The organism is Xanthomonas campestris pv. campestris str. ATCC 33913 (assembly GCF_000007145.1).
GTDB classification, from domain to species: Bacteria; Pseudomonadota; Gammaproteobacteria; order Xanthomonadales; family Xanthomonadaceae; genus Xanthomonas; species Xanthomonas campestris.
In genome coordinates this window covers 1530488-1551809 of the sequence record NC_003902.1, presented here as the reverse complement: position 1 = coordinate 1551809, position 21322 = coordinate 1530488, and the positions used below count along the sequence as shown (strand labels likewise).

The 21322-nt window shown below is 66.9% G+C and carries 20 protein-coding genes and 1 other RNA gene; 11 read left to right on the top strand and 10 right to left on the bottom strand.

Annotated elements, in window-relative coordinates; translation table 11 throughout:
* Window positions 1-324: 324 nt before the first annotated feature.
* Genes XCC_RS06940 through XCC_RS06910 form a run of 7 tightly spaced genes read left to right on the top strand, consistent with a single transcriptional unit; the run spans window position 325 to window position 7152 of the window.
* Window positions 325-1326 (top strand): acyl-CoA desaturase, encoded by a 1002-nt coding sequence (locus tag XCC_RS06940; protein WP_012438843.1) that lies wholly within the window; start codon window positions 325-327, stop codon window positions 1324-1326.
* Complete coding sequence (locus tag XCC_RS06935; protein WP_011036523.1) at window positions 1323-2573, top strand: NAD(P)/FAD-dependent oxidoreductase; 1251 nt, start codon at window positions 1323-1325, stop codon at window positions 2571-2573. The genes XCC_RS06940 and XCC_RS06935 overlap by 4 nt, the downstream gene beginning before the upstream one ends.
* Complete coding sequence (locus XCC_RS06930; protein WP_014507203.1) at window positions 2567-3451, top strand: DUF1365 domain-containing protein; 885 nt, start codon at window positions 2567-2569, stop codon at window positions 3449-3451. The genes XCC_RS06935 and XCC_RS06930 overlap by 7 nt, the downstream gene beginning before the upstream one ends.
* A complete protein-coding gene (locus XCC_RS06925; RefSeq protein WP_011036521.1) occupies window positions 3448-4743 on the top strand; it encodes an SAM-dependent methyltransferase in 1296 nt (431 codons plus the stop codon). Before XCC_RS06930 ends, XCC_RS06925 begins: the two co-directional genes overlap by 4 nt.
* Window positions 4740-5285: a DUF2878 domain-containing protein gene (locus XCC_RS06920; RefSeq protein WP_011036520.1), complete on the top strand. Its 546-nt coding sequence runs from the start codon at window positions 4740-4742 to the stop codon at window positions 5283-5285. Before XCC_RS06925 ends, XCC_RS06920 begins: the two co-directional genes overlap by 4 nt.
* Complete coding sequence (locus XCC_RS06915; RefSeq protein WP_011036519.1) at window positions 5282-6064, top strand: DUF1295 domain-containing protein; 783 nt, start codon at window positions 5282-5284, stop codon at window positions 6062-6064. Before XCC_RS06920 ends, XCC_RS06915 begins: the two co-directional genes overlap by 4 nt.
* A 17-nt stretch (window positions 6065-6081) precedes the next feature.
* Window positions 6082-7152, top strand: a complete 1071-nt coding sequence (locus XCC_RS06910) for an SAM-dependent methyltransferase (protein WP_011036518.1) — start codon at window positions 6082-6084, stop codon at window positions 7150-7152.
* A 97-nt stretch (window positions 7153-7249) separates the two neighbouring features.
* Here the strand turns inward: XCC_RS06910 and XCC_RS06905 are convergent, their stop codons facing one another.
* Window positions 7250-7597 carry a RidA family protein gene (locus XCC_RS06905; protein ID WP_011036517.1) on the bottom strand — a complete coding sequence of 116 codons (348 nt, stop codon included), beginning with the start codon at window positions 7595-7597 and terminating at the stop codon, window positions 7250-7252.
* Window positions 7598-7608: 11 nt separating this feature from the next.
* The gene (locus XCC_RS06900) at window positions 7609-8310 is read right to left on the bottom strand and encodes a DUF998 domain-containing protein (RefSeq protein WP_016944161.1); all 702 of its coding nucleotides are present in this window, start codon (window positions 8308-8310) and stop codon (window positions 7609-7611) included.
* 258 nt (window positions 8311-8568) lie between these two features.
* On the opposite strand from XCC_RS06900, the gene mprF reads away from it, so the two are divergent.
* Entirely contained in the window at window positions 8569-11133 is a 2565-nt protein-coding gene (gene mprF / locus XCC_RS06895; protein ID WP_011036515.1) for a bifunctional lysylphosphatidylglycerol flippase/synthetase MprF, read from the top strand.
* A gap of 54 nt (window positions 11134-11187) precedes the next feature.
* On the opposite strand, the gene XCC_RS06890 is transcribed toward mprF, so the two are convergent.
* The 7 genes from XCC_RS06890 to XCC_RS06865 all read right to left on the bottom strand — a co-directional run bounded on the left by XCC_RS06890 (window position 11188) and on the right by XCC_RS06865 (window position 16999).
* The gene (locus XCC_RS06890; RefSeq protein WP_011036514.1) at window positions 11188-12561 is read right to left on the bottom strand and encodes a virulence factor; all 1374 of its coding nucleotides are present in this window, start codon (window positions 12559-12561) and stop codon (window positions 11188-11190) included.
* 69 nt (window positions 12562-12630) lie between these two features.
* A complete protein-coding gene (locus XCC_RS06885) occupies window positions 12631-12813 on the bottom strand; it encodes an oxidoreductase-like domain-containing protein (RefSeq protein WP_012438846.1) in 183 nt (60 codons plus the stop codon).
* A 179-nt stretch (window positions 12814-12992) separates the two neighbouring features.
* A complete protein-coding gene (locus tag XCC_RS06880; protein WP_011036513.1) occupies window positions 12993-13595 on the bottom strand; it encodes an HD domain-containing protein in 603 nt (200 codons plus the stop codon).
* Window positions 13596-13630: 35 nt separating this feature from the next.
* A complete protein-coding gene (locus XCC_RS06875; protein WP_011036512.1) occupies window positions 13631-14233 on the bottom strand; it encodes a 2'-5' RNA ligase family protein in 603 nt (200 codons plus the stop codon).
* A gap of 510 nt (window positions 14234-14743) precedes the next feature.
* Complete coding sequence (locus XCC_RS06870; protein ID WP_011036511.1) at window positions 14744-15199, bottom strand: PA2169 family four-helix-bundle protein; 456 nt, start codon at window positions 15197-15199, stop codon at window positions 14744-14746.
* A gap of 239 nt (window positions 15200-15438) precedes the next feature.
* Window positions 15439-15615, bottom strand: a complete 177-nt coding sequence (locus XCC_RS22065; RefSeq protein ID WP_011036510.1) for a hypothetical protein — start codon at window positions 15613-15615, stop codon at window positions 15439-15441.
* 175 nt (window positions 15616-15790) lie between these two features.
* Window positions 15791-16999: an MFS transporter gene (locus tag XCC_RS06865; RefSeq protein WP_040942359.1), complete on the bottom strand. Its 1209-nt coding sequence runs from the start codon at window positions 16997-16999 to the stop codon at window positions 15791-15793.
* 246 nt (window positions 17000-17245) lie between these two features.
* On the opposite strand from XCC_RS06865, the gene XCC_RS06860 reads away from it, so the two are divergent.
* Complete coding sequence (locus tag XCC_RS06860; RefSeq protein ID WP_011036508.1) at window positions 17246-18340, top strand: alkene reductase; 1095 nt, start codon at window positions 17246-17248, stop codon at window positions 18338-18340.
* Between the two features lie 416 nt (window positions 18341-18756).
* Window positions 18757-19812 (top strand): L,D-transpeptidase, encoded by a 1056-nt coding sequence (locus tag XCC_RS06855; RefSeq protein WP_011036507.1) that lies wholly within the window; start codon window positions 18757-18759, stop codon window positions 19810-19812.
* 248 nt (window positions 19813-20060) lie between these two features.
* On the opposite strand, the gene XCC_RS06850 is transcribed toward XCC_RS06855, so the two are convergent.
* Window positions 20061-20135: non-coding RNA, sX9 sRNA (locus XCC_RS06850), on the bottom strand.
* A gap of 361 nt (window positions 20136-20496) precedes the next feature.
* Between XCC_RS06850 and XCC_RS06845 the strand changes: the two genes are divergently transcribed.
* Window positions 20497-21294, top strand: coding sequence for a DUF6491 family protein (locus XCC_RS06845; protein ID WP_019237835.1), 798 nt, complete (start codon window positions 20497-20499; stop codon window positions 21292-21294).
* Window positions 21295-21322 lie beyond the last annotated feature (28 nt).

Sequence of the window (21322 nt, the reverse complement as noted above, 5' to 3'; positions counted from 1 at the left end):
GCCGCTGGCAGCGTCATTGGCAAACACCTCGCGCGCCGTCGTCCAGCAGCACGGACCATGCGCACGCACGGCATCGTTCGAGCGAGCTGCTGCACCTGCGCACCGTCAGCGCCTGCCGCGCAGCCGTGCAGCCGTTTTCTTCTTCTGGCAAAGCAGACTCGTCCGCGCGCACGCGCTTTGCGCGGATGTTTTTGTGTGCGCCGCCACGCGAATCGCTTGCGTTCCCAACCGTAGACGCCGGATGCGTGCGACGATCAAGCGGACTGGTGCATCTGTTTGTCGGCAGCATCCGTAAAGGGTCCCATCCACCACGGAGAACCATGCGTGCCGAGCTCTGGACTCGACCCCCGCGTCGCACCCACGCCCCACCCCGCCACCCCGCCACAGCGCGCGGGCAAGGCCCGGCGGTTCGGCAGCCTGCGTCGCTGGGTGGATTCGCAAACCGACGAACCGCTGGACGAAGCCCGCGCGGACCGCATCGACTGGCTGCGTGCGCTGCCGTTCATCGCCTTGCACCTGGCCTGCTTTGCGGTGTTCTGGGTCGGTGTGTCGTGGTTCGCAGTGAGCATGGCCGTGGCGCTGTACGCGCTGCGCATGTTCGCGCTGACCGGGTTCTATCACCGCTATTTCTCGCACCGCGCATTCAAGACCTCGCGCGTGGTGCAGTTCGTGTTCGCCGCGATCGCCGCCACCTGCGTGCAACGTGGGCCGCTGTGGTGGGCCGCACACCATCGCAACCATCACCGGCATACCGACACCGGCCGTGACCCGCATTCGCCGGCACAGCACGGCTTCTGGTGGAGCCATACCGGCTGGTTCCTGACCCCGCGCAATTTCCGCACCGATTGGGAAGTGATTCCGGATCTGCGCCGCTTCACCGAGCTGCGATTTCTGGACCGCTTCGACATCGTGATGCCGGTGCTGCTGGCACTGGGCCTGTACCTGCTGGGCGACTGGCTGGCGGCTGCAGCGCCTGGCCTGCACACCAGTGGCGCGCAGTTGCTGGTGTGGGGCTTCGTGCTGTCCACGGTGGCGTTGTTCCATGCCACCTTCACCATCAATTCGCTGGCGCACCGCTTCGGCAGCCGGCGCTTCGACACCCGCGACGACAGCCGCAACAACTGGTTGCTGGCGCTGCTCACCTTCGGCGAGGGCTGGCACAACAACCATCATTTCTTTCCCGGCTCGGCGCGCCAGGGCGTGCGTTGGTGGGAATACGACATGACCTGGTACGGGCTCACGGTGATGTCGTGGGTGGGCCTGGTGTGGGATCTCAAACCGATGCCCGCCATGCTGACGCGACGCGCCGGACGGGTGGCGCGATGAGCGGTGGCAGGATCGCGGTGGTCGGCAGTGGAATCGCTGGCCTGGGCGCCGCATGGCTGCTGTCGCGGCGTTACGAAGTGACGCTGTTCGAGGCCGCCGATTATCTCGGCGGCCACACGCACACGCATGACATCCAGCTGGAGGGCCAGCGTTACGCGGTGGACAGCGGCTTCATCGTGTTCAACCCGCAGCACTACCCCTTACTCACCCGGTTGTTTGCCGAAATCGACGTGGCGTCGCAGTCCACCACCATGAGTTTTTCGGTGCACGACGCGCGCAGCGGGCTCGAATACAACGCCGGCTCGCTCGGAGGGCTGTTCTGCCAGCGCCGCAACCTGCTCAGCCCACGCTTCTGGGGCATGCTGGCCAATCTGCGGCGTTTTTACCGGCAGGCGCCTGCGGTACTGACCAGCGACGAGCGTTTCAGCACGTTGGGCGAGTACCTGCACCGGCACGGCTATTCGGACACCTTTCGCGACCAGCACCTGGTGCCGATGGCCTCGGCGCTGTGGTCCTCGCCCTCGCAACGCATTCTCGAATTTCCGATGGGCCAGTTGATCGGCTTCATGGCCAATCACCACATGCTGCAGATCAGCGGACGGCCGCAGTGGCAGGTGGTGCGCGGTGGTTCGTCGAGCTATGTGCGCGCGTTGCGGCGGCGTTGGCAGGTGCAGGAACGCCTGTCCACGCCGGTGCACGCCGTCCGCCGGGCTGGCAACGGCGTGGTCGTGACCTCGTTGCGCGGCGACGAGCATTTCGACGAGGTGGTACTCGCCTGCCATGCCGACGATGCATTGGCCTTGCTCAGCGATGCCACGCCTGCCGAGCAGCAGATCCTGGGCGCCATCACCTACCAGAACAACGACACCGTGCTGCACACCGATGCCAGCGTGCTGCCGCGCGACCGCCGCGCCTGGGCGGCCTGGAATGCGCATGTGCCGGCCGACCCGCAGGCGCCGTGCACGGTGAGCTACTGGATGAACGCGCTGCAGTCGATCAACGCACCGCAGCCGTTCATCGTCAGCCTCAATCGCGACCAGGACATCGCACCGGAGAAAGTGCTGCGCCGCATGCGCTACCGCCACCCGGTGCAGAACGCCGCCGCACTCGATGCGCAGGCGCGCAAGGCGCAGATCCAGGGCCAGCGGCACACCTGGTTTGCCGGCGCGGCGTGGGGCTTCGGCTTCCACGAAGATGGCCTGCGCAGCGGCGTGGACGTGGCGCATGCACTGGGAGTGCCGTGGTGACCCAGCTGCTGCGCGAAGCGATCACCGATGCCGTTCCACTGCCGCCCACCGAGGGCGGTGGTACCGGACGGCTGCACGGCCCGTTGCGCAGCGCCATCTATACCGGCTGGGTGCGGCACCGCCGCTACGCCCCCAAGCCGCTGCAATTCCGCTACCGCCTGTTCCTGATGTATCTGGATCTGGCCGAGCTGGAGCACGTCTTTGCGCGCCGCTGGCTGTGGTCGGTGGGCCGCGCGAATCTGGCGCAGTTCCGCCGCAGCGACTACCTGGGCGACCCGCAGGTGCCGCTGGACCAGGCCGTGCGCGACTGCGTGCAGGCCCACACCGGCGACCGCCCGGACGGTGCGATCCGCCTGCTCACGCACCTGCGTTACTTCGGCCATGTATTCAATCCGGTCAGCTTCTACTACTGCTTCGACCGCCACGACGGGCTGCGCTGGATTGTGGCCGAAATCACCAACACGCCCTGGCAGCAGCGCCACACCTATGTGCTGCCGGTGGCGCAGGCGCGCAGCCATCGGGATGTGCATGCCTGGCGCTTCGATAAACGCTTCCACGTGTCGCCGTTCATGGGCATGCAGCACCACTACGACTGGCGCTTCAGCGTGCCCACCGAACACCTGCGCGTGCACATGGATGTGCTGGATGCCATCGACGCCACGCCGCAACCCCCTGCGCAGCAGGCGCGCCGCTTCGACGCCACGCTGGTGCTGCAGCGCCAGCCGCTGACCGCAGGCACGCTGGCGCGCACGCTGCTTGGCTACCCCTTGATGACCGTGCAGGTGGTGCTGGCCATCCATTGGCAGGCACTGCGCCTGTGGCTGCGCGGCAACCCCGTCCACGATCACCCCACTCCGCCTGTGCGAGAACGCTCATGAGTGCCACCTCCCTGCCCGACACTGCCGCGCCGCGCGCGGCCTCGTGGACCGATCGTCTGTTGCGCAAGCGGCTGCTGGCCACACTGGGCGACCTGCGCGATGGGCAGCTGCAGCTGCATGAAGCCGATCGCGTCACCACCCTCGGCAATGCCAGCGGCACGCAGGCGCTGCAGACCCAGTTGCGGGTGACCGACCCGCGCTTCTATCGGCAGGCCGCGCTCAACGGCAGTGTCGGCGCCGGCGAGGCCTACATGGATGGCGATTGGCAGTGCGACGATCTGGTGACGCTGATGCGCCTGCTGCTGCGCAACCGCGACCGACTGGACGCGATGGAGACCGGCACCGCCCGCCTGGGCGGCTGGGCCATGCGCAGCCTGCATACGCTGGCACGCAATACGCGCAGCGGCAGCCGGCGCAACATCGCGGCGCATTACGACCTGGGCAACCCGCTGTTCCGGTTGTTCCTGGATGCCAACCTGATGTACTCCTCGGCCATCTTCGTCGACGGCGAAGAAGCGCAGGGCGAGGCGGCGCTAGAGCGCGCAGCCACCCGCAAGCTGGAACGCATCTGCGAAAAACTGCGCCTTGGCCCGCAGCACCATGTGGTGGAAATCGGCACCGGCTGGGGCGGGTTTGCACTGCATGCCGCACGCGAACATGGCTGCCGCGTCACCACCACGACCATCTCGCGCGAACAGTTCGAACTGGCCACCCAGCGCATCGCTGCAGCCGGCTTGAGCGAGCGCGTGACGGTGCTGCTGCGCGACTACCGCGACCTGGAAGGCCACTACGACCGCGTGGTGTCGATCGAGATGATCGAGGCCATCGGGCACCAATACCTGGACACCTACTTCGCCAAGGTCGGCAGCCTGCTGACCGACGAGGGCGAGGCGCTGATCCAGGCGATCACCATCGAAGACCATCGCTATGCGCAGGCGTTGCGCTCGGTGGACTTCATCAAGCGGCACATCTTCCCGGGCAGCTTCATTCCCTCGGTGGCGGCGATGACCGGCGCCATCGGCCGCGCCAGCGATCTGCGCCTGTTCAATCTGGAAGACATCGGCCCCAGCTATGCACTGACCCTGCGTGCGTGGCGGCAGCGCTTCATGGCGCAACTGCCGCAGGTGCGCGCACTGGGCTACGACGAGCGCTTCATCCGCATGTGGGAATTTTATCTGGCCTATTGCGAAGCCGGTTTCCTGGAACGCTCGATCGGCGATGTGCATCTGTGGTTGAGCAAGCCGGGCGCACGTCCGCCGCAGTTCGTGCCCGGGTTGAGCAGCGCCGCATGAAGCAGCTGGGCAACTACGTCGGCTTGCAGGTGCTGTGGCTGGTGGCGGTCAGCTCAGCCGCGCGTGGGCGCGTGTGGCCCACGCTGCTGGCGTTGGCGCTGTTTGCGCTCTACCAACTGTGGCCCACGCGGCGCGCGCGCGGCGACTGGCAGTTGCTGCTGGCCGCCGTCGCACTGGGGCTGTTGCTGGACACCACACTGGCCGCAGGCGACTGGGTGCGCTACGCCGCGCCGTGGCCGGGCAGCGTGCTCGCGCCGGCGTGGATCCTGGCGCTCTGGCTGGGATTTGCGCTCACGCTCAATCATTCACTGGCAACGGTGATGCAGCGCCCGTGGCTGGCGGTTGTGCTGGGCGCGGTCTTCGGGCCGCTGTCGTACTGGCTGGCCGAGCGCAGCTGGCAGGCCATCGAATTGCTGGCACCGCAGCGCAGTGCGGTGCTGGCGCTGGCGATTGGCTGGGGCGCGGCCTGCGGCCTGCTCTCGCTGTATGCCCGGCGCCTGGCACGCCCCGCGTTTGAGCCCATCACTGGAGACCCGCAATGACTGTCTGGCCGCTGCTGCATGTCGGCGTGTTCGCCGCCGTGGTGATGGTGTTGGGTTGGCTGTGGCAACGCCGCAGTGGCAACGCCGGCCCGGTGGACGTGTTATGGGCAGGCTGCCTGGCGGTTGCTGCGCCTTACTGCGCGTGGATGTCCGAGGGTGCGCTGCTGCCACGCGTGCTGGTGGCGGTGCTCGGCGGCGTGTGGGGCGCACGGCTTGCCTGGCACCTGGGCGTGCGCGTGTTCGGCGACCCCCACGAGGATGGCCGCTACCGCGCCCTGCGTGAGCACTGGAACGGCGATCAGCGCAAGTTCCTGGGCTTTTTCCTGGCCCAGGCGATGGTGGTGGTGCTGTTCTCGGTGCCGTTCCTAGCCGCGGCCAGCAACCCGAACCCGGCATGGAGCGTGTGGAGCAGCCTGGCGATTGTGGTGTGGTTGATCGCCGTCGGCGGCGAGGCGCTGGCCGACCGGCAGTTGTCTGCGCACAAGGCCAACCCGGCCAACCGCGGCAAGACGTGTCGCACCGGGCTCTGGCGCTATTCGCGGCATCCCAATTACTTCTTCGAATTCGTGCATTGGTTTGCGTACCTGGCCCTGGCGGTCGGTGCGGGGCCGTGGCTGCTGGCGCTGTGTGCGCTGGGCCCGGTGGTGATGTTCGTGTTCCTGTATCGCTTTACCGGCATCCCCTATACCGAGCAGCAGGCACTGCGCTCGCGTGGCGAGGACTACGCCCAGTATCAACGCAGCACCAGCGCATTTTTCCCGCTTCCCCCTTCGTCCTGATTCGCCTGGAGAGTCGCATGTCCACTGTCACCATCCCGCCCTCCGCGCATCCCGAAGAAGGCTTTGCCACCCGCCTGGCCGAATCCGGCGTGCTGCCCGATGCCGCGTTGCGTTACGGCATCCGCCGTCTATGCGCGCAGCGCCTGCTGGACGAACGCCGCGATGGCGCCGATGCCAGCGGCGAGCGCCAACGCACCTTCATCGACAGCCTGCGCGGCAGCGCCATCGCGATCGAAACCGATGCCGCCAATCGCCAGCATTACGAGCTGCCCCCGCAGTTCTTCACCCTATGCCTGGGGCGGCGCCTGAAATACAGCAGCTGTTACTGGGACGCGACCACGCCGGACCTGGACGCGGCCGAACTGCGCATGCTGGCGTTGTACGGCGAGCGCGCCGAACTGGCCGATGGCCAGCGCATCCTGGAGCTGGGCTGCGGCTGGGGCTCGCTCACCTTGTGGATGGCCGAGCGCTATCCGAATGCCAGCATCACCGCGGTGTCCAATTCGCGGCCGCAGCGCGCGCACATCCTGGAACAGTGCCGCGTGCGCGGGCTGAGCAACGTGCAGGTCATCACCGCCGACGTCAATGCGCTGGCACTGCCCACTGACAGCTTCGATCGCGTGGTCTCGGTGGAAATGTTCGAGCACATGCGCAACTACCGCGAGCTGCTGTCGCGGATCGGCAGCTGGCTGGCGCCGGGCGGCAAGCTGTTCGTGCATATCTTCTGCCACCGCGACCTGGCCTACCCGTTCGAAGTGGCCGGCGAAGACAACTGGATGGGGCGGCACTTCTTCACCGGCGGGCTGATGCCGGCGGCCGATACGCTGCTGCAGTTTCAGCAGGATGTGGTGATCGAACAGCGCTGGGTGTTGTCCGGCGAGCATTACGAAAAGACCGCCAATGCCTGGCTGGAAAACCAGGACCGGCACCGCGAACAGATCATGCCGCTGCTGCGGCAGACCTACGGCGAGGATGCACAGCGCTGGTGGCAGCGCTGGCGCATGTTCTGGCTGGCCTGCGCGGAGCTGTTCGGCTACGACGAAGGCCGCGAATGGGGCGTGGCGCATTACCGCTTCGCCAAGCGCTGACCTGCGCCGATTGACCAGCTCGGTCAGTCGGCAGCCATGCTGCCGACCGGCCCGCAGCGCGATGCCGCAGCACCGCGCGCAGTGATTGATCAGCCAATCAGCTCGTTGCTGCGGTGATCACGATCTCCACCTTCCACTCCGGGCGCGCCAGCTTGGCTTCCACGGTGGCGCGTGCCGGGGTGAAGCCATGCGGCACCCACTCGTCCCAGGCCTTGTTCATCCCGTCGAAATCGGCGATGTCGGCAAGAAAGATTTCCGCACGCAGAATCTTGGTCTTGTCGCTGGCGGCCATCGCCAGCAGCTTGTCGATCTCGGCCAGCACCTGACGGGTCTGCCCGGTGATGTCTTCGCTGGTGTCGTCGGCAATCTGCCCGGCGAGGTAGCACACGCCGCCATGGACGGTCATTTCGGACATACGCGGGCCGGTATCGAATCGCTGCAGCATCTTCAGGCTTCCTACGGTTGGTTGACCCGGGCATTGTCACGCGAATGCGATGAACGTGCAGCGCGTGCCAGCCAACTGCCCACCAGCGTCAACCAGATCACGATCAGCACGATGGCGGTCTTCTGGCTGATGCCGCGTGGCGCGGTGTGCACGCTCACGTTGAACAGCAAGACCGCAAACGCAACCAGGCCCAGGCCGAAGGCCGGCACGAAGCGGCTGCGCCAGCGTGGGTCGTTGCGGAAATACCACGACTGCAGCAGCAGCCCGGCAATCACGCATAGAAACGCGGCCTGCGCGGACAACAGATGCACCATCAACGCCGCGTTCGGCGCTAGCGTCGGCATCCAGCTGTCGCCGATCGAGACTGCGCTCAGGCCTAGTGCCGCGGCCCAGAACAAGCCCAGCACGGTGCGGCTGCGCGCGGTTGGCATCAGCGCGGCATGCAGGCCCAGCGCCAACCACGCCATGCTCGCGGCCAGCACGCAATAAGCGGTGCGCAGTACCAACCCGTAGGGCCCGTGCAGATACAGGCTCAGTTGCGCGCCCACCCAGTCCAGGTCGGCACGCATCAGTTGCAGGGTCAGCACCAGCACGACGAATGCCACGCCAACCACGGCGGCGGTGCTGCCGGCATGCGCGCTCCAGCGCGGCGGCGCGCCTGGCACGGCCTGTGCATCAGCTCCCCTGCCTTGCGCCATCTCACGCTTCAACATCCTGTCTGCACCTTCACTGCATCGCTTTGCATCGTTTCGTTCCAACCGCACGCATGCGCCCGTTTGGCCTATGATGCGCGCGGCCGTCCAGGGCCGACAATGTGTCGGCCCGATCGAACCCTGTGTTCACCCTCCACCGGCGCCCACGCGACCACGCTGCATGCACTCCCACGTTGTCCGGCCCATGCAGATCCTTCGCACTTGCTGCCTCCGCGGCGCGTGCGCACTCCCCTCCTTTCAGCAGATCCCGTTGCCCCCATGACGGATACCCCCGTGCCTTCCGAAGCGACCGCCAGCGGCTGGCGCCGTGCGCTGCCCGTGATCATCAGCCTGGCGATCCTGGCCATGGCGCTGCACGCGCTGTCCTCGCAATTCACCGATCACGGCTACCGCCAGATCCGGCAGGCGTTCCGCGCACTCGGCGCCGGCCAGATCGCACTCACCTTGCTGCTTGGCCTGAGCAGCTATGCGTGCCTGGTGGGCTTCGACTGGGTGGGCCTCAAGCGCACCGGCAAGCGCCTGCATCCGGCGCGGGTGGGCATCACCGCCTTCATGGCGCACGCGGTGGGGCAGACACTGGGCTTTGCGGCGCTCACCGGCGGCGCGGTGCGCTTGCGCGGCTACGGCAGCGTGGGGCTGACCCTGGCCGAGATCGGCCAAGTGGTGCTGATGAGCACGCTGGGCTTCATCTTCGGCGCCTGGGTGCTGCTCGGCATTGCGCTGATGCTCGAACCCGAAGCGGCCGCACGTGCACTGCCGATCGCCGCCGAAGGCATTCGCATCGCCGGCATCGCGCTGCTGGCCGGTTACCTGGCGATGCTGGTGCTGGTGGGCCGGCACGGACGCGAATTCGGCATCCGCAGCCATCGCTTCTGGCTGCCCGACCGCACCACCGTGCTGGGCGTGACTGCGCTCAGCGTGGTCGAACTGGGCCTGGCCGCGGCGGCGTTCTACGTGCTGCTGCCGCCCGATCCGGGCACCGGCTATTTCGGCTTCATCGGCATCTGGCTGGTGGCGGTGGTGGCCGGGCTGATCTCCACCGTGCCGGCCGGCCTGGGCGTGTTCGAGTGGAGCCTGCTCAAGCTGCTGCCGCATGTCACCCCGGCGGCGGTGCTGGCGGCCGCGCTGGCGTACCGGGTCACGTATTACATCGTGCCGTTGCTGATTTCGGTGGCCATGGCCGCGGCCACCGGCCTGCGCGCACCGGTGCGCGCCAGTGCCAGCACCGCGCGCACGGTGTGGAAGACCTTGCGGCCGTGGCTGCCGCAGATCCTGGCCTTGGCGGTGTTTGCGGTAGGTGCGGCGCTGGTGATCGACGGCACCCTGCCCACGCCACGCGCACGTCAGGAGGTGGCGCCGCTGCCGCTGATCGAGACCTCGCACCTGCTGGTCAGCCTGGGCGGCATGCTGCTGTTGCTAATCGGCCAGGGCCTGCAACGCCGCAGCCATTCGGCCTGGGTGCTGGCACTGGGCGTGTGCGTGTTGCTGCCGCCGCTGTCGCTGCTGCGCGGCAGCCATATCTCGGTGTCGCTGTCGGCCGCACTGGCCGCAGTGGCCTTGTGGGCGGCACGCCGGGAGTTCTATCGCCAGGGCGCGCTGCTGGACGAAGCCTGGTCGTGGCGCTGGCTGAGCAATCTGGGGCTGGTGCTGGTGGCCACGTTCTGGCTGTTGTTCTTCGTCTACAGCCATGTCGAATACAGCAACGACCTGTGGTGGCAGTTCGCCACCTCGGCCAATGCGCCGCGTGCGCTGCGTGCGCTGCTGATCCTGTGCGTGGGCGTGATCCTGTTCGGCACCGCACGCCTATTGCGCGGCGGTCGCCGGCCAATGCCGCCAGCCGATGCGCAAGCCTTGCAGGCCCTGGCACCGGTGCTGGCCAGCAGCGCCGACACCCAGGCCTGCCTGGCGCTCACCGGCGACAAGGCGTTCCTGCGTGATGAGAAGGGCCTGGGCTTTGTGATGATGCAGCGCTACGGCGGCTCGCTGATCTCGATGGGCGACCCGGTCGGGCCGCCGGAGGTGGCGCGTGCGCTGATCTGGCGCTTCCGCGAGGAAGCCGACCACATGGGCCTGCGCCCGGTGTTCTACCAGGTGGGCGAGAAATACTGGCAGACCTATCTGGACATGGGCCTGACCCTGGTCAAGCTGGGCGAAGAAGCGATCGTGCCGCTGGAGGGCTTCACCCTGGAAGGCCGCGACCGCGCCGACCTGCGCCAGGCCTGGAACCGCGGCAAGCGCGGCGGCCTGAGCTTCCGCATGCTGCAGCCCGAGCAGGTGGATGCGGTGATGGCAGAGCTGGGCGAGGTCTCCGAGCAATGGCTGGACGAAAAGGCCGGCGAAGAGAAAGGCTTCTCGCTGGGTAGTTTCGACCCGGACTACCTGCGCCGGTTTCCGATGGCGGTTGCCGAGGCGGAGGGCAAGATCGTGGCGTTCGCCAATGTGTGGTGCGCGCCTGCCGGCGGCGAGTTGTCGGTGGACCTGATGCGGCACAGCGCGCAGGCACCCAAGGGCACCATGGATTTCCTGTTTATCGAGCTGTTCCTGTGGGGCCATGCCAACGGCTACACGCGCTTCTCGCTGGGCATGGCACCGCTGTCGGGCCTGGCCGAGCATCGGCTGGCTGGCCGCTGGAATCGCTTCGCCAGCTTGGTGGCGCGGCATGGCGAACGCTTCTATGGCTTCAGCGGGCTGCGCCGCTTCAAATCCAAGTTCGCACCGACCTGGCGCCCACGCTATCTGGTCGCGCCCGGCGGCATGCATCTGCCCGCCGCGCTGCTGGATGTCACTCGGCTGATCTCGGTAGACCCGGGCCGGCAGGACTGACGCGATAACTGACCCGCGCACCGCGTGCGATCACGCGGTGCGCTGCCCTGCTCGTTACGGTTTCGACAGCGCGTGCAGCTGTTCCATGATCACCTTCGCCAAAGTCGCGTAATCGCCCTTGAAGTGATGATCGCCCGGCAGCACGACGCGCTTGGCCGTCTCCGCCGGCAGGCTTGGGCACAGCGCGTCTTCATCGTCCTGGCCGTAAATGCACACGGTGATGCCAGGCGGCAGGCGCTGCACTTCCGGGGCGATCGGCAAGCCGTCGTCGTCCGACCCCAGCCAGTTGCTGACATGGAACTCGTAGTCGGCCAGCTTGCCAACCGACAACAGCGCGGTCATGCGCAGGTTTTGCTTGGTGGGTGCGGGCAGCTTGTTGATGGCCGCCGGCAGCACGTCGGCACCTTGCGAGAAGCCGATCAGCACCACCCGCCGGCGCTGCCAACGCTGCGCATAGAACCGCGCGATGCGGTCCAGGTCGGTGGCGAATCCTTGCGGCGTGCGTTCGCTCCAGAAGTAGCGCAGCGAATCCAGTCCGACCACCGGAATGCCCTGCGCCACCAGCGCATCGGCAACCTCCTCGTCCAGCCCCGCCCAGCCGCCGTCACCGGAGACGAAGATGGCGAAGGTGTCGTCGTCGTTGTCGCCATCACCCCTGGCCGGCAATTCGACCACGGGCAGGTCTTCCAGGCCACCCGGCGGTGGCGGCAAGGCCACGCCTTTCTGCTCGCCCAGCGAGCGCGCCGCTGCGCGTAGCCCTGGCAAAATATCGCCCTGCCTGGAGCGCCGGAATGTCCGGGCCTGCGGAATCTGCTTGAGGAAGGCGTCTTCGGCAGCGGACGGGCAGCGGGTGCCCTGGCTGCTGGCAAGCACCCACGGAATCTGCAACGGCGCCGGCACCAGGCTGTTGCTGCCCGGGCGCACGCCCGGCTGGCAGATCGCCTGATCCGACACCGCCGCCGGGCACAGGCCGTCGGTCAGCACGCCGGCGAGCGTGTGCGGCTTGGCCTGCGCGGCGATCGCGTAGGCCAGTGCGGCGCCTTCGCCATCGCCCACCAGCAGCGGCAGCCGATAGGTGGGGATGTGATAGAAGGCCTGCAGGTAGCGCGAGAAGTTCTCCACATCGCCCACCGAGAACGCGCAGGTGCCGCCATCCTTGCGCACCACGCCATACAGATGCGCGGTATCCACCAGCGCCACCATTGCACCGTCGGCACGCAGCGCCTCGGCCTGGGCCTTACGGGTGGCCGTATTGCCGTCGCCGGCCAGCCAGATCACCACGCGTTGTGGCTCGCCCTTGGGCATCAGCACCGGAATCTGCTCGAAACGCCCGTGGCTGACCGCCTGCGGCGCCTGTGCAGCGGCCATGCCGGAGAGCGCCACTGCCGCCGCGCCGCAAAGCGCGCTCCACATCTCAAGTCGTCGCATGTCGCACCATCGGGAAGAGTGGGCCAAAGATAATCGTTCCACGTGCTGCCGCGAAGCGCATTGCTTCGCTCACGGCGCAGCCGCAGGCTGGCGTGCTTGCCAGGCGGCCAACGCGGCGCGGTAACGCGCCAGCTCCTCGGCGTACAGGTCATGCACGCATAAGGGGCAACCGCTCTCGCAGCACTCGTTGGGGCCCGGCGGTTGCGGCGGCTGCGGGCGTGGATCGTGGTGAGAAGAAGCGCCGTCGTGCATGTGGCAAGTGTACCGCGCAGGCTGACTGGGCCTTGGAACGCTCACTCAATGGAGCGAGCAATCGTCAGGCGGGTGCGGACAGCGCGGCGGAAGCCAAGCGTGTGGGGATGAGTGAGGATTTCGAACGCAGGCCGCGCCCGCCCGGGGGCTGCGCAATCGTGTTGATCGCTGCGCGTGGCCTAGCGGCCCAGCCGTCGGCGCAGGTTGGCCCGCGCGGCGGCATCGCAGCGCGCGTGAAAGTCATCGCTGAGGAAGATGCGCGGGCGCTTGAGCAGCCCGACCAGGAAACGGCCGCGGTTGAGCCGGAACAGCAGGCTGGGCACCACCCCACGGTATTCCTCGGCAATTCCGCGGTCGTAGGCGTCGAAAACCTCGGCCGGCGCAGCAAGAATGGCCATATCGCAATCCAGGAACAGCGCCGCGTCGGCATCCACGTCCTGCGGCTGCAGCTGGCCATGCCGGGCGGTGAGCAGGATCAGCGCCTGGACCCGGGCCAGGTCCACCGGCGCCTGCGGCCACCATTGCGGAATACAGGCCACCGCCCAGTCGGCCGAGCGGGCTTCGTTGTCGCGGCGGCCGGGCACGTACACCGCATCGTGGAACAGCACCGCCAGCCAGACTTCCACCGGCTGCTGCCAGCCTGGCCCCGCCGCAACCTCGGCGTAATGCTGCAGCACGGCCCTCACGTGGCCGAAGTGGTGGTAGGCGCGCGGCGGCGTGGCATAGGCCTGTTCCAGCGCGGCCAGATGGTCAGGCGATAACGGAAGCGGTGTGGAGTCCATGCGCGCAGGCTAACGCGTTGATGCCGGCGTGCACATCAGCGCAGTAACCAGCGCCCTTCGATCTGATAACGCGACTGGCCAAGAAAGCTGCGCACCAGGGCGAAGTTGGTGACGGTCCAGAGCAACGGGTCGCAGCGGCGTTGCGGCAGGGACTGATTGCAGTAGAGCAAGGTCATGTGCGGGGTGTATTGCGCATCGCCGGCAATGCCCACGTGCGCCAGTTGCCGGCCCAGCGCGCCTTGCAGGTCGTACAGCCCGCGTACCTGCTCTTCGCCACGCAACACGCACGGCAGTTGCGAGCGGCGCCCACCGAATGTGCCCACGCGGTCGAACTCCACCTCGAACGGTTGCTGCGCCACGCGTTCGGCCGCCTGGCTGGCACGCGCCACCAGCGATGGTGGCAGGCCGCCGGCGTAATCGCCCAGATGATGCAAGGTGACATGCAAGCGCTCCGGCGCCAGCGGCTTGCCTTCGACCAGCCCGGCCTGAAGCAGCGCACTGCCGATCTGTGCGGCATGCGTGGCAGTGGCGGCATCGGCCATCACCGCAAAAAACAGGCGCTCGGTGGTCTTCTCTTCGCCCAGGCCCAGCGACAGCTGCGCTTCGGCGGAGGACAGGTACAGGAACTGCTGCTGCATGGGATCAATCCACGACCGCGGACGCCGGCCTGCCTGAACAAGGGCGGCGGATACTAGCAGAACCGCTCACGCTGCAGAACACAGGGCGTGTTGGTGCTTGCTAATGACAGCGCTGATGCTGGGTGACTGCGGTCGTCGTTGCATCGACACGCGCAATGTAGACGATGCGACGTGCTACATCGCCTGCGTCACCCAAGTCGAGCGCCTACGCACCGTGCATCGACAAAGTGATGCGGGCCATATGCCACACATTGCCCGTAGCACTGCATATGGATGCGCCCCTGCTCCACAGCCGTTTGCCCGCTGAGTGTGGTGCGTTGGTCCAGCGCGTCCAGGTACTCGGTAATTGCGGTGCACTCGGCGATGAAGGTGCGCTCGTGCCACGTAATAACTCCATACAACTCAACAACACCACACAAAAAGAAACGGGCAGCTCGCGCTACCCGTTTCCGCCTCTATCGTTTACTTCCCGAAGCTGCACCATGCGGTGCATCCGGTCACGCTGTCGTATTACGCAGCGCTCTTCATCGCGTGCTTGCGGTTGCGCATGACGTCATGGCAAGCGCGCACTTCCGGCAGCAGGCGCAGCGCGGCATCACGTGCGGCAGCCGGGGTGTCCTGGTCGGCGATGGTTTCGTCAAACGCCTTCAGCAGGCGGTCTTCGGACTCTTCCAGCTCGGCCACGTAGCCGTACTTGGTGTCGCCCAGCGTGGCGCGCACCTTGCCGTAGAACTGCTGCATGCTGCCGACCATGGTGCCGTGGGTTTCCGGCTTGCCGCCAACCGACGCAACCACGCTGCTCAGGTTGCTGACAATGTCGGACTTCACGCCTGCAATGCGGCGGAACAGCGTTGCCAGTTCGGCATCGCCCACCTTGCTTGCGGCTTCTTCGTAGAAGTCCTTGCCGTCGCGGGAAATGGCGATCAGGTCGTTGAGGCTATGCTCGGTCTTGCTCTGGATGCTCATATGTCACTCCTGTGTTGCAGGTGGTCCAGCGCTGCGCACGCTCGTTACTGTCATGCGCTGCGGCGGAAGAAAGGGGTTTCAATCGTTCCGTGTCACTGCGGTGTCGCTGTGTACGGCCTCATCCTGGTCTTGCCGCCATAAGCCGTGTGTGAGTGATTGCCCCGCTGTCCTCACGCGGCCGTGCCTGCCATGAACATCGATTCATTCAATGCAAGCGGCCTGGACTGAAGTGACATGCATCAGCCGTCCTTGGGCAATTTGCTGGCCCACATGTTGTCGACCAGATTGGGATAGCGCCGCCCCGCCGCATCGGCGCGCGCCTTGGCTGCAGCCTTCTGTGCATCGCTCAACGGCGTGCTGCCAGTACGGCGCTTGGGCGCTGCACGCGTCCAGGGTGGTGGAGTCGGAGTGGTCACCGCGGCACGCTCACTGTGTTGGAAACCAGCAGTCTCGGCAGCGCGCCGTGAGCTAGCCGTGCAGCGCTACATGTGCGCGTTTGCAACTGAGCGGCGCCATATCGCATGCAGCGCCGCTGCGACTTAGAGCAGCTATCAAAACTACTGCGCAGCCGCCAGGTTTTGTTAGACGCTCTTAGTAGCTGGCTGCCAGCGCGCGCTGGCGACGTTCCTGCCACACCGCGCAGCTGTAGACCAACAAGCCGCCCAGTGCGGTGGCCGCACCGACATAGCCGGTGGAGGTCCAGCCCCACCCCGCCGTGATCGCCATGCCCCCCAGCCACGGCCCCAACGCGTTGGCGGTGTTGAACGCGGCATGGTTGGACGCGGCGGCCAGGGTTTGCGCTTCTGCGGCCACGTCCATCAACCGGGTCTGCAGGGCCGGTGCCAGTGCGCCCATGGTGCCGACCGCCACGATCGACACGAACACCCAGCTGCTCGACAACGCCGCCAACGGGAAGGTCAACATCACCACGATCGACCACACCAGCAACACCGGCACCGCGCGGAACTGCATGCGGTCGAACAACCACCCGCCAAGAATGCTGCCGAGCACGCCGCCTACGCCGAAGGCCGCCATGGCCAGCGGAATGCGCGCAGGCGCCACACCGGTCACGGCGGTGAGCGTGGGCGCCAGATAACTGAAGACGCAGAACATGCCGGAAAAACCTACCGCGCCAATTGCCAGCGCAAACCACACCTGCGGCTGATTGAACGCGCGCATCTCGCGCAGGGGTTGCTGGCGCGGTTCGTCCGGTGCCGGTGGCAGCAACACCGCAACTGCCGCGACCGTGCCCAACGCAATCACCGACACCGCCGCATACGCCCAACGCCAGCTCAGGCTCTGGCCAAGCCAGGTGGCCAACGGGTTGCCGACCAGCAGCGCCACGCTCAGGCCCAGCAACACGCGCCCCACCGCAGTGGCGCGCTGGTTGGGCGGGCTGATCGACGCCGCCACCAACGAGGCCACACCGAAATACGCCCCATGCGGAAGGCCGGCAATGAAGCGGCACAGCAACATGGTGTGGTAGCTCGGCGCCAATGCGCTGGCGAGGTTGCCCAGCGCATAGAACACCATCAGCAGCAGCAACAAGGTGCGTCGCGGCCAGCGCGCACCCAGGATCGCCAGCAGCGGCGCACCCACCACCACACCCAGGGCGTACGCGCTGATCACATGCCCCACCTGCGGCTCGCTGATGTGCAGCCCGTGCGCAATCTGCGTCATCAGGCCCATCGTGGAGAACTCGCTGATGCCGATGGCAAACCCGCCCATCGCCAGTGCCAGCAAGATCAGCACGTAGTCGCGGCGAGGCACGCGCGGCGTTGAAGCATCGTTGGAAGACATGCCCGGGTCCACAATGGCGAGCCGCCCATTATTGTGCAATGCAGCATCTGGCGAAAGGCGCGCCATCGCCTTGGTTCAGCACATGCCTCGTGACACTTCACAGAATGCGCTGAAACACGTTACAAAAGACGCACTGTCCCATCGGTGCAGCCTCGAATACAGATCAGTCCGCCACCATCGCTGGGAGGCCTACGTCATCGGCAAGATCGCGACGTACGCATTTTCTCCTTTTCAACTTGGCGACCGATGTCCACTTCCACTCCTTCTCCGTTGTTTTCGCCGGTGCGCCTGGGCGCGCTGGATCTGTCCAACCGCGTGATCATGGCGCCGCTGACGCGCAACCGCGCCGTTGCTGGCGCAGTGCCGTCGCCGCTGGCGGTGGAGTACTACGCCCAGCGCGCCACTGCCGGCCTGATCATCGCCGAAGGCACCCAGATCAGCCCGCTCGGCCAGGGCTACCTGGATACCCCCGGCATCCACACGCCCGCGCAGGTCGAAGGCTGGCGCGCGGTCACCGATGCTGTGCACCGGCAGGGCGGCAAGATCGCGCTGCAGCTGTGGCACGTGGGCCGCGTCTCGCACACCAGCCTGTTGCCGCCGGGCGAAGTGCCGGTGGCCCCTAGCGCCATCCGCTCCACCGGCAAGACCTTCACCGCGCAGGGCTTTTCTGATGTCTCCGAGCCGCGTGCACTGGCGCTGGAGGAAATTCCCGCGCTGATCGAGGACTACCGCGCAGCTGCGCGTAACGCCATCGATGCTGGCTTCGACGGCGTGGAAGTGCACGCGGCCAACGGCTACCTGATCGACCAGTTCCTGCGCGACGGCTCCAACCAGCGCACCGATGCCTACGGCGGCGATATCGAAAACCGCACGCGCCTGCTCGCCGAAGTGGTGCAGGCCATTGCCGACGAGATCGGCGCCGAGCGCACCGGTGTGCGGCTCTCGCCGGTGACGCCGGTGTATGACATGCACGACTCCGACCCGCAGGCCTTGTTCGAGCGCGCGGTGGAGCGGCTGAACCTGATCGGCGGGCTGGCTTTCGTGCACGTGATCGAGGGCGCCACCGGCGGCCCGCGCGACAACATCGCTTTCGACTACACCGCGCTGCGGGCCAAGTTCGATGGCGCATGGATCAGCAACAACGGCTATGACAAGGCGATGGCCGAACAGGCGATCAGCCGTGGCGACACCGATGCGGTCTCCTTCGGCCGTGCCTACATTGCCAACCCGGACCTGGTACGCCGCCTGCGCGAGGACGCGCCGCTGGCGGAACCGAACCAGGCCACGCTGTACGGCGGCGGCGCCGAAGGCTACACCGACTACCCGGCACTGCCGGCGTAACCGCACCGCTGCCCGGTCGCCATGCGTGGTGATCGGGCAGCGGCATTTTTCTTGAGCAGCCGCAGCCGAGCGTTGCCGCTGCAAACAAACGCAGCAAGTCACAAGCACGCGCGCGCGTGGCTCATCGACACAGATGACTGCGATAGCGCTGATCGCGCGCAGACGCCGTTGCACATGCACGACAACACCGAGTGGCAACGCCGGTGCCACGCCCAACCTGCACACGCTGCGTCGCAACGCGCACAGTGGACACCGACAGCGCATGGCAGACCGCACCTGGCTCCCGCGCCCTTCAACCGTCGTCTTCGCACCGGCATCAGCAACAAACAGCGCATCGCCTACAGCGCCACCACAACCTGCGCGCACATGACGCACACGCGCAGCCCGGCTAGGATCGTGCGACATGATTTTCGGGAATGCCCATGCGCCGCCTGCTCCCTGCCCTGCTGTTGTGTGCACTGCTGTTCTGCGACCAGGCAGCTGCGGTGCCGTTCTGGGGCGCGCGCCAATCCAGCCCTGCCGAAACCCCGCCGGACCAGCTCAAGCCCGGTGAATGGATCTGGGGTGGCGTGAGCAAGGGATGGGGGCCGATGGCGGTGATCGTCAGCCTCACCGAGCAACGCGCCTATGCGTATCGCAACGGCATCCTGATCGGCGTGTCCACCATCAGCTCCGGCAAGCCTGGGCACGAGACGCCTACCGGCGTGTTCACCATCCTGCAAAAAGACAAGGACCACCGTTCCAGCATCTACAACGCCGCGCCCATGCCCTACCAGCAGCGGCTCACCTGGGATGGCGTGGCGCTGCATGCCGGCGGACTGCCCGGCTATCCGGAATCGCATGGCTGCGTGCATCTGCCGTCCGAGTTCGCCCGCCTGCTGTTCGACAACTCCAACATGGGCATGGTGGTAGTTGTGGCGCAGGCCGGGGTGGATGCCGATGCGGTGGTGCACCCGCGCGCGCTCAGCCCGATCGACCCCTCCACCGGTGCACAGCGCCCGCTGTTGCCGCTGCCCAGCGGGCAGACCTATGCCTGGCAGCCCGAGCTTGCGCCCACCGGGCCGATCTCGATGCTGGTCAGCAGCAGCGACCAGCAACTGGCGGTGTATCGCAACGGGGTGGAAATCGGCCGCGCCCGCGCGGTGCTGCACGCACCTGCCGATGCCGCGCCCCTGGGCACGCAGGCCTTCATCGTTGGCCAGGGCTTCTTGCCCGGCGAGGTGCCTGGGCTGCCCGGCGTGCGCATGCCCAACTGGATGCGCATCGGCATTCCCGGCAGCGCGGCGGCCGCTGGGCAGGCGCTGGATGCGAACACCATCGCGCGGCTGCAGGTGCCGCCGGCCTTTCTCGCCAACCTGCTGCCGCTGCTGACGCCGGGCGTGGTGCTGGTGGCCACCGATCAACACATCCTGCCGGAGACCACTGGCGGCAAACTGCAGGTGCTGGATTCGGATCCGCCGGAAGCACCCTAGCGCCGGCAATGGCCGGTGAGAATCGCCGGGATACCTCGACCTACGGCGTACCGGAATGACGCACGGCATGACCGAAGCGACATCGGTCGGGGTGCGCACGCAGTCGCCTTCGACGAAGTTGCAGCAGAGCACACCGAGCGGCGTGGCGGTGACCTCGCCTACGGCAGTCAGCGGCTTATCGACTGCCCCGATGACGCGCAAGCGGCGTGGCGTCCGACCAACCGAATGGTTGGAACTTCAGTAAGAGCGGCTAACAAAACGTAGCGAGCAGTCGTCAGGTGGGTGCGGACCGCGCGGAGGAACCGGAATGTACGTGGGTACATGCCGATTCCGAGCACTGGCCGCGCCCGCCTGGCGGCTGCGCAGTCGTTTTGATAGCTGCTCTAAGTCGTTGCGCGTGCCACCCTGCAGCTCAAGGCCGCCATCACTGCCACGGTCGCCGCGCTCAACGCCGGCTTGGCCGCCGCGAACGATCCAACCTGACTCTGCACAGCGCGCCACCGCATGCGCCAAGCAGCACGCTCCCACGTGGTGGTCAGGCAGCGGATGCGCAGCGGCGCACGCACGCTTCGCCGTGCCTCCAGACCGCTAAATACGCCACCGTTCTCCTTCCCAACCAACGCTGCAGTCGCGATTGCCACACCGGCGCAGCGCGGTGATGATGCAGTCACTTCATTGCCAAGGATGTGCGTGATGCGCCAACGATTGCTCGCCCTGTTGTGTGCCGCGTTGTACGCGGCCGCGTCGCTATCGCGCGCCGATGAGATGCGCCCGGCTGCGCCCGACGCGTCCTGCCTGGATGCACGCCAGGTGGCCGAACTACAGCAGGCCGATGCCCGCACGTTGGCGGTGACCGGCCAGCAAGGCCGCCTGTTCCGCCTGCGCCTGGCCGAGGACTGCCCCGACATTGCCAACCAAACCGGCGCGTCGTTGCTGGCTGCGCATGGCTGGGTCTGCAACGGCGCGGCCGCGTTTGTGGGCACCGGCACGCAGCGCTGCGCCATTACCCAGGTGGAGCCGATCAATGCACGGATATACGCCAGCATCGCGCGTTACCGCGCAACCGATGGCACCGCCACGCTGGATCCGGTGACCGTCCGGCAGAGCCGCCGCCGCAACTTCGCCGGTTCTTCCAGCTATTGTTTCAATCCCAGCATGCTGCGCTCGTGGTCGGAGGACCCCGATGGCCTGCTGGTCGAAGTCTCCGCGCGCCATCCCGGCACACACCGGTACTACCGTGTGGAGCTCCTGGACAGTTGCCGTGAGCTCAGCGGCGCGCCGCCCATCCAGTTTGTTTCCGGCATGGGCATCAATGCCATCTGCGGCAATCCAGGCGACAAGGTGACCGTGCTCGACGAGCTCAGCCTGGCCGGCGCGGCGGCCGGCTCCGGACAGCAAGGCGAGTTCGCCACCAGCCGCGGCGGGATGCTCGCCCGCCTGCGCCAGAGCTGCACCATCGCAGCGGTGTATCCGCGCGATTGAGCGGATTGTCCGACGTCGCGATATAGAC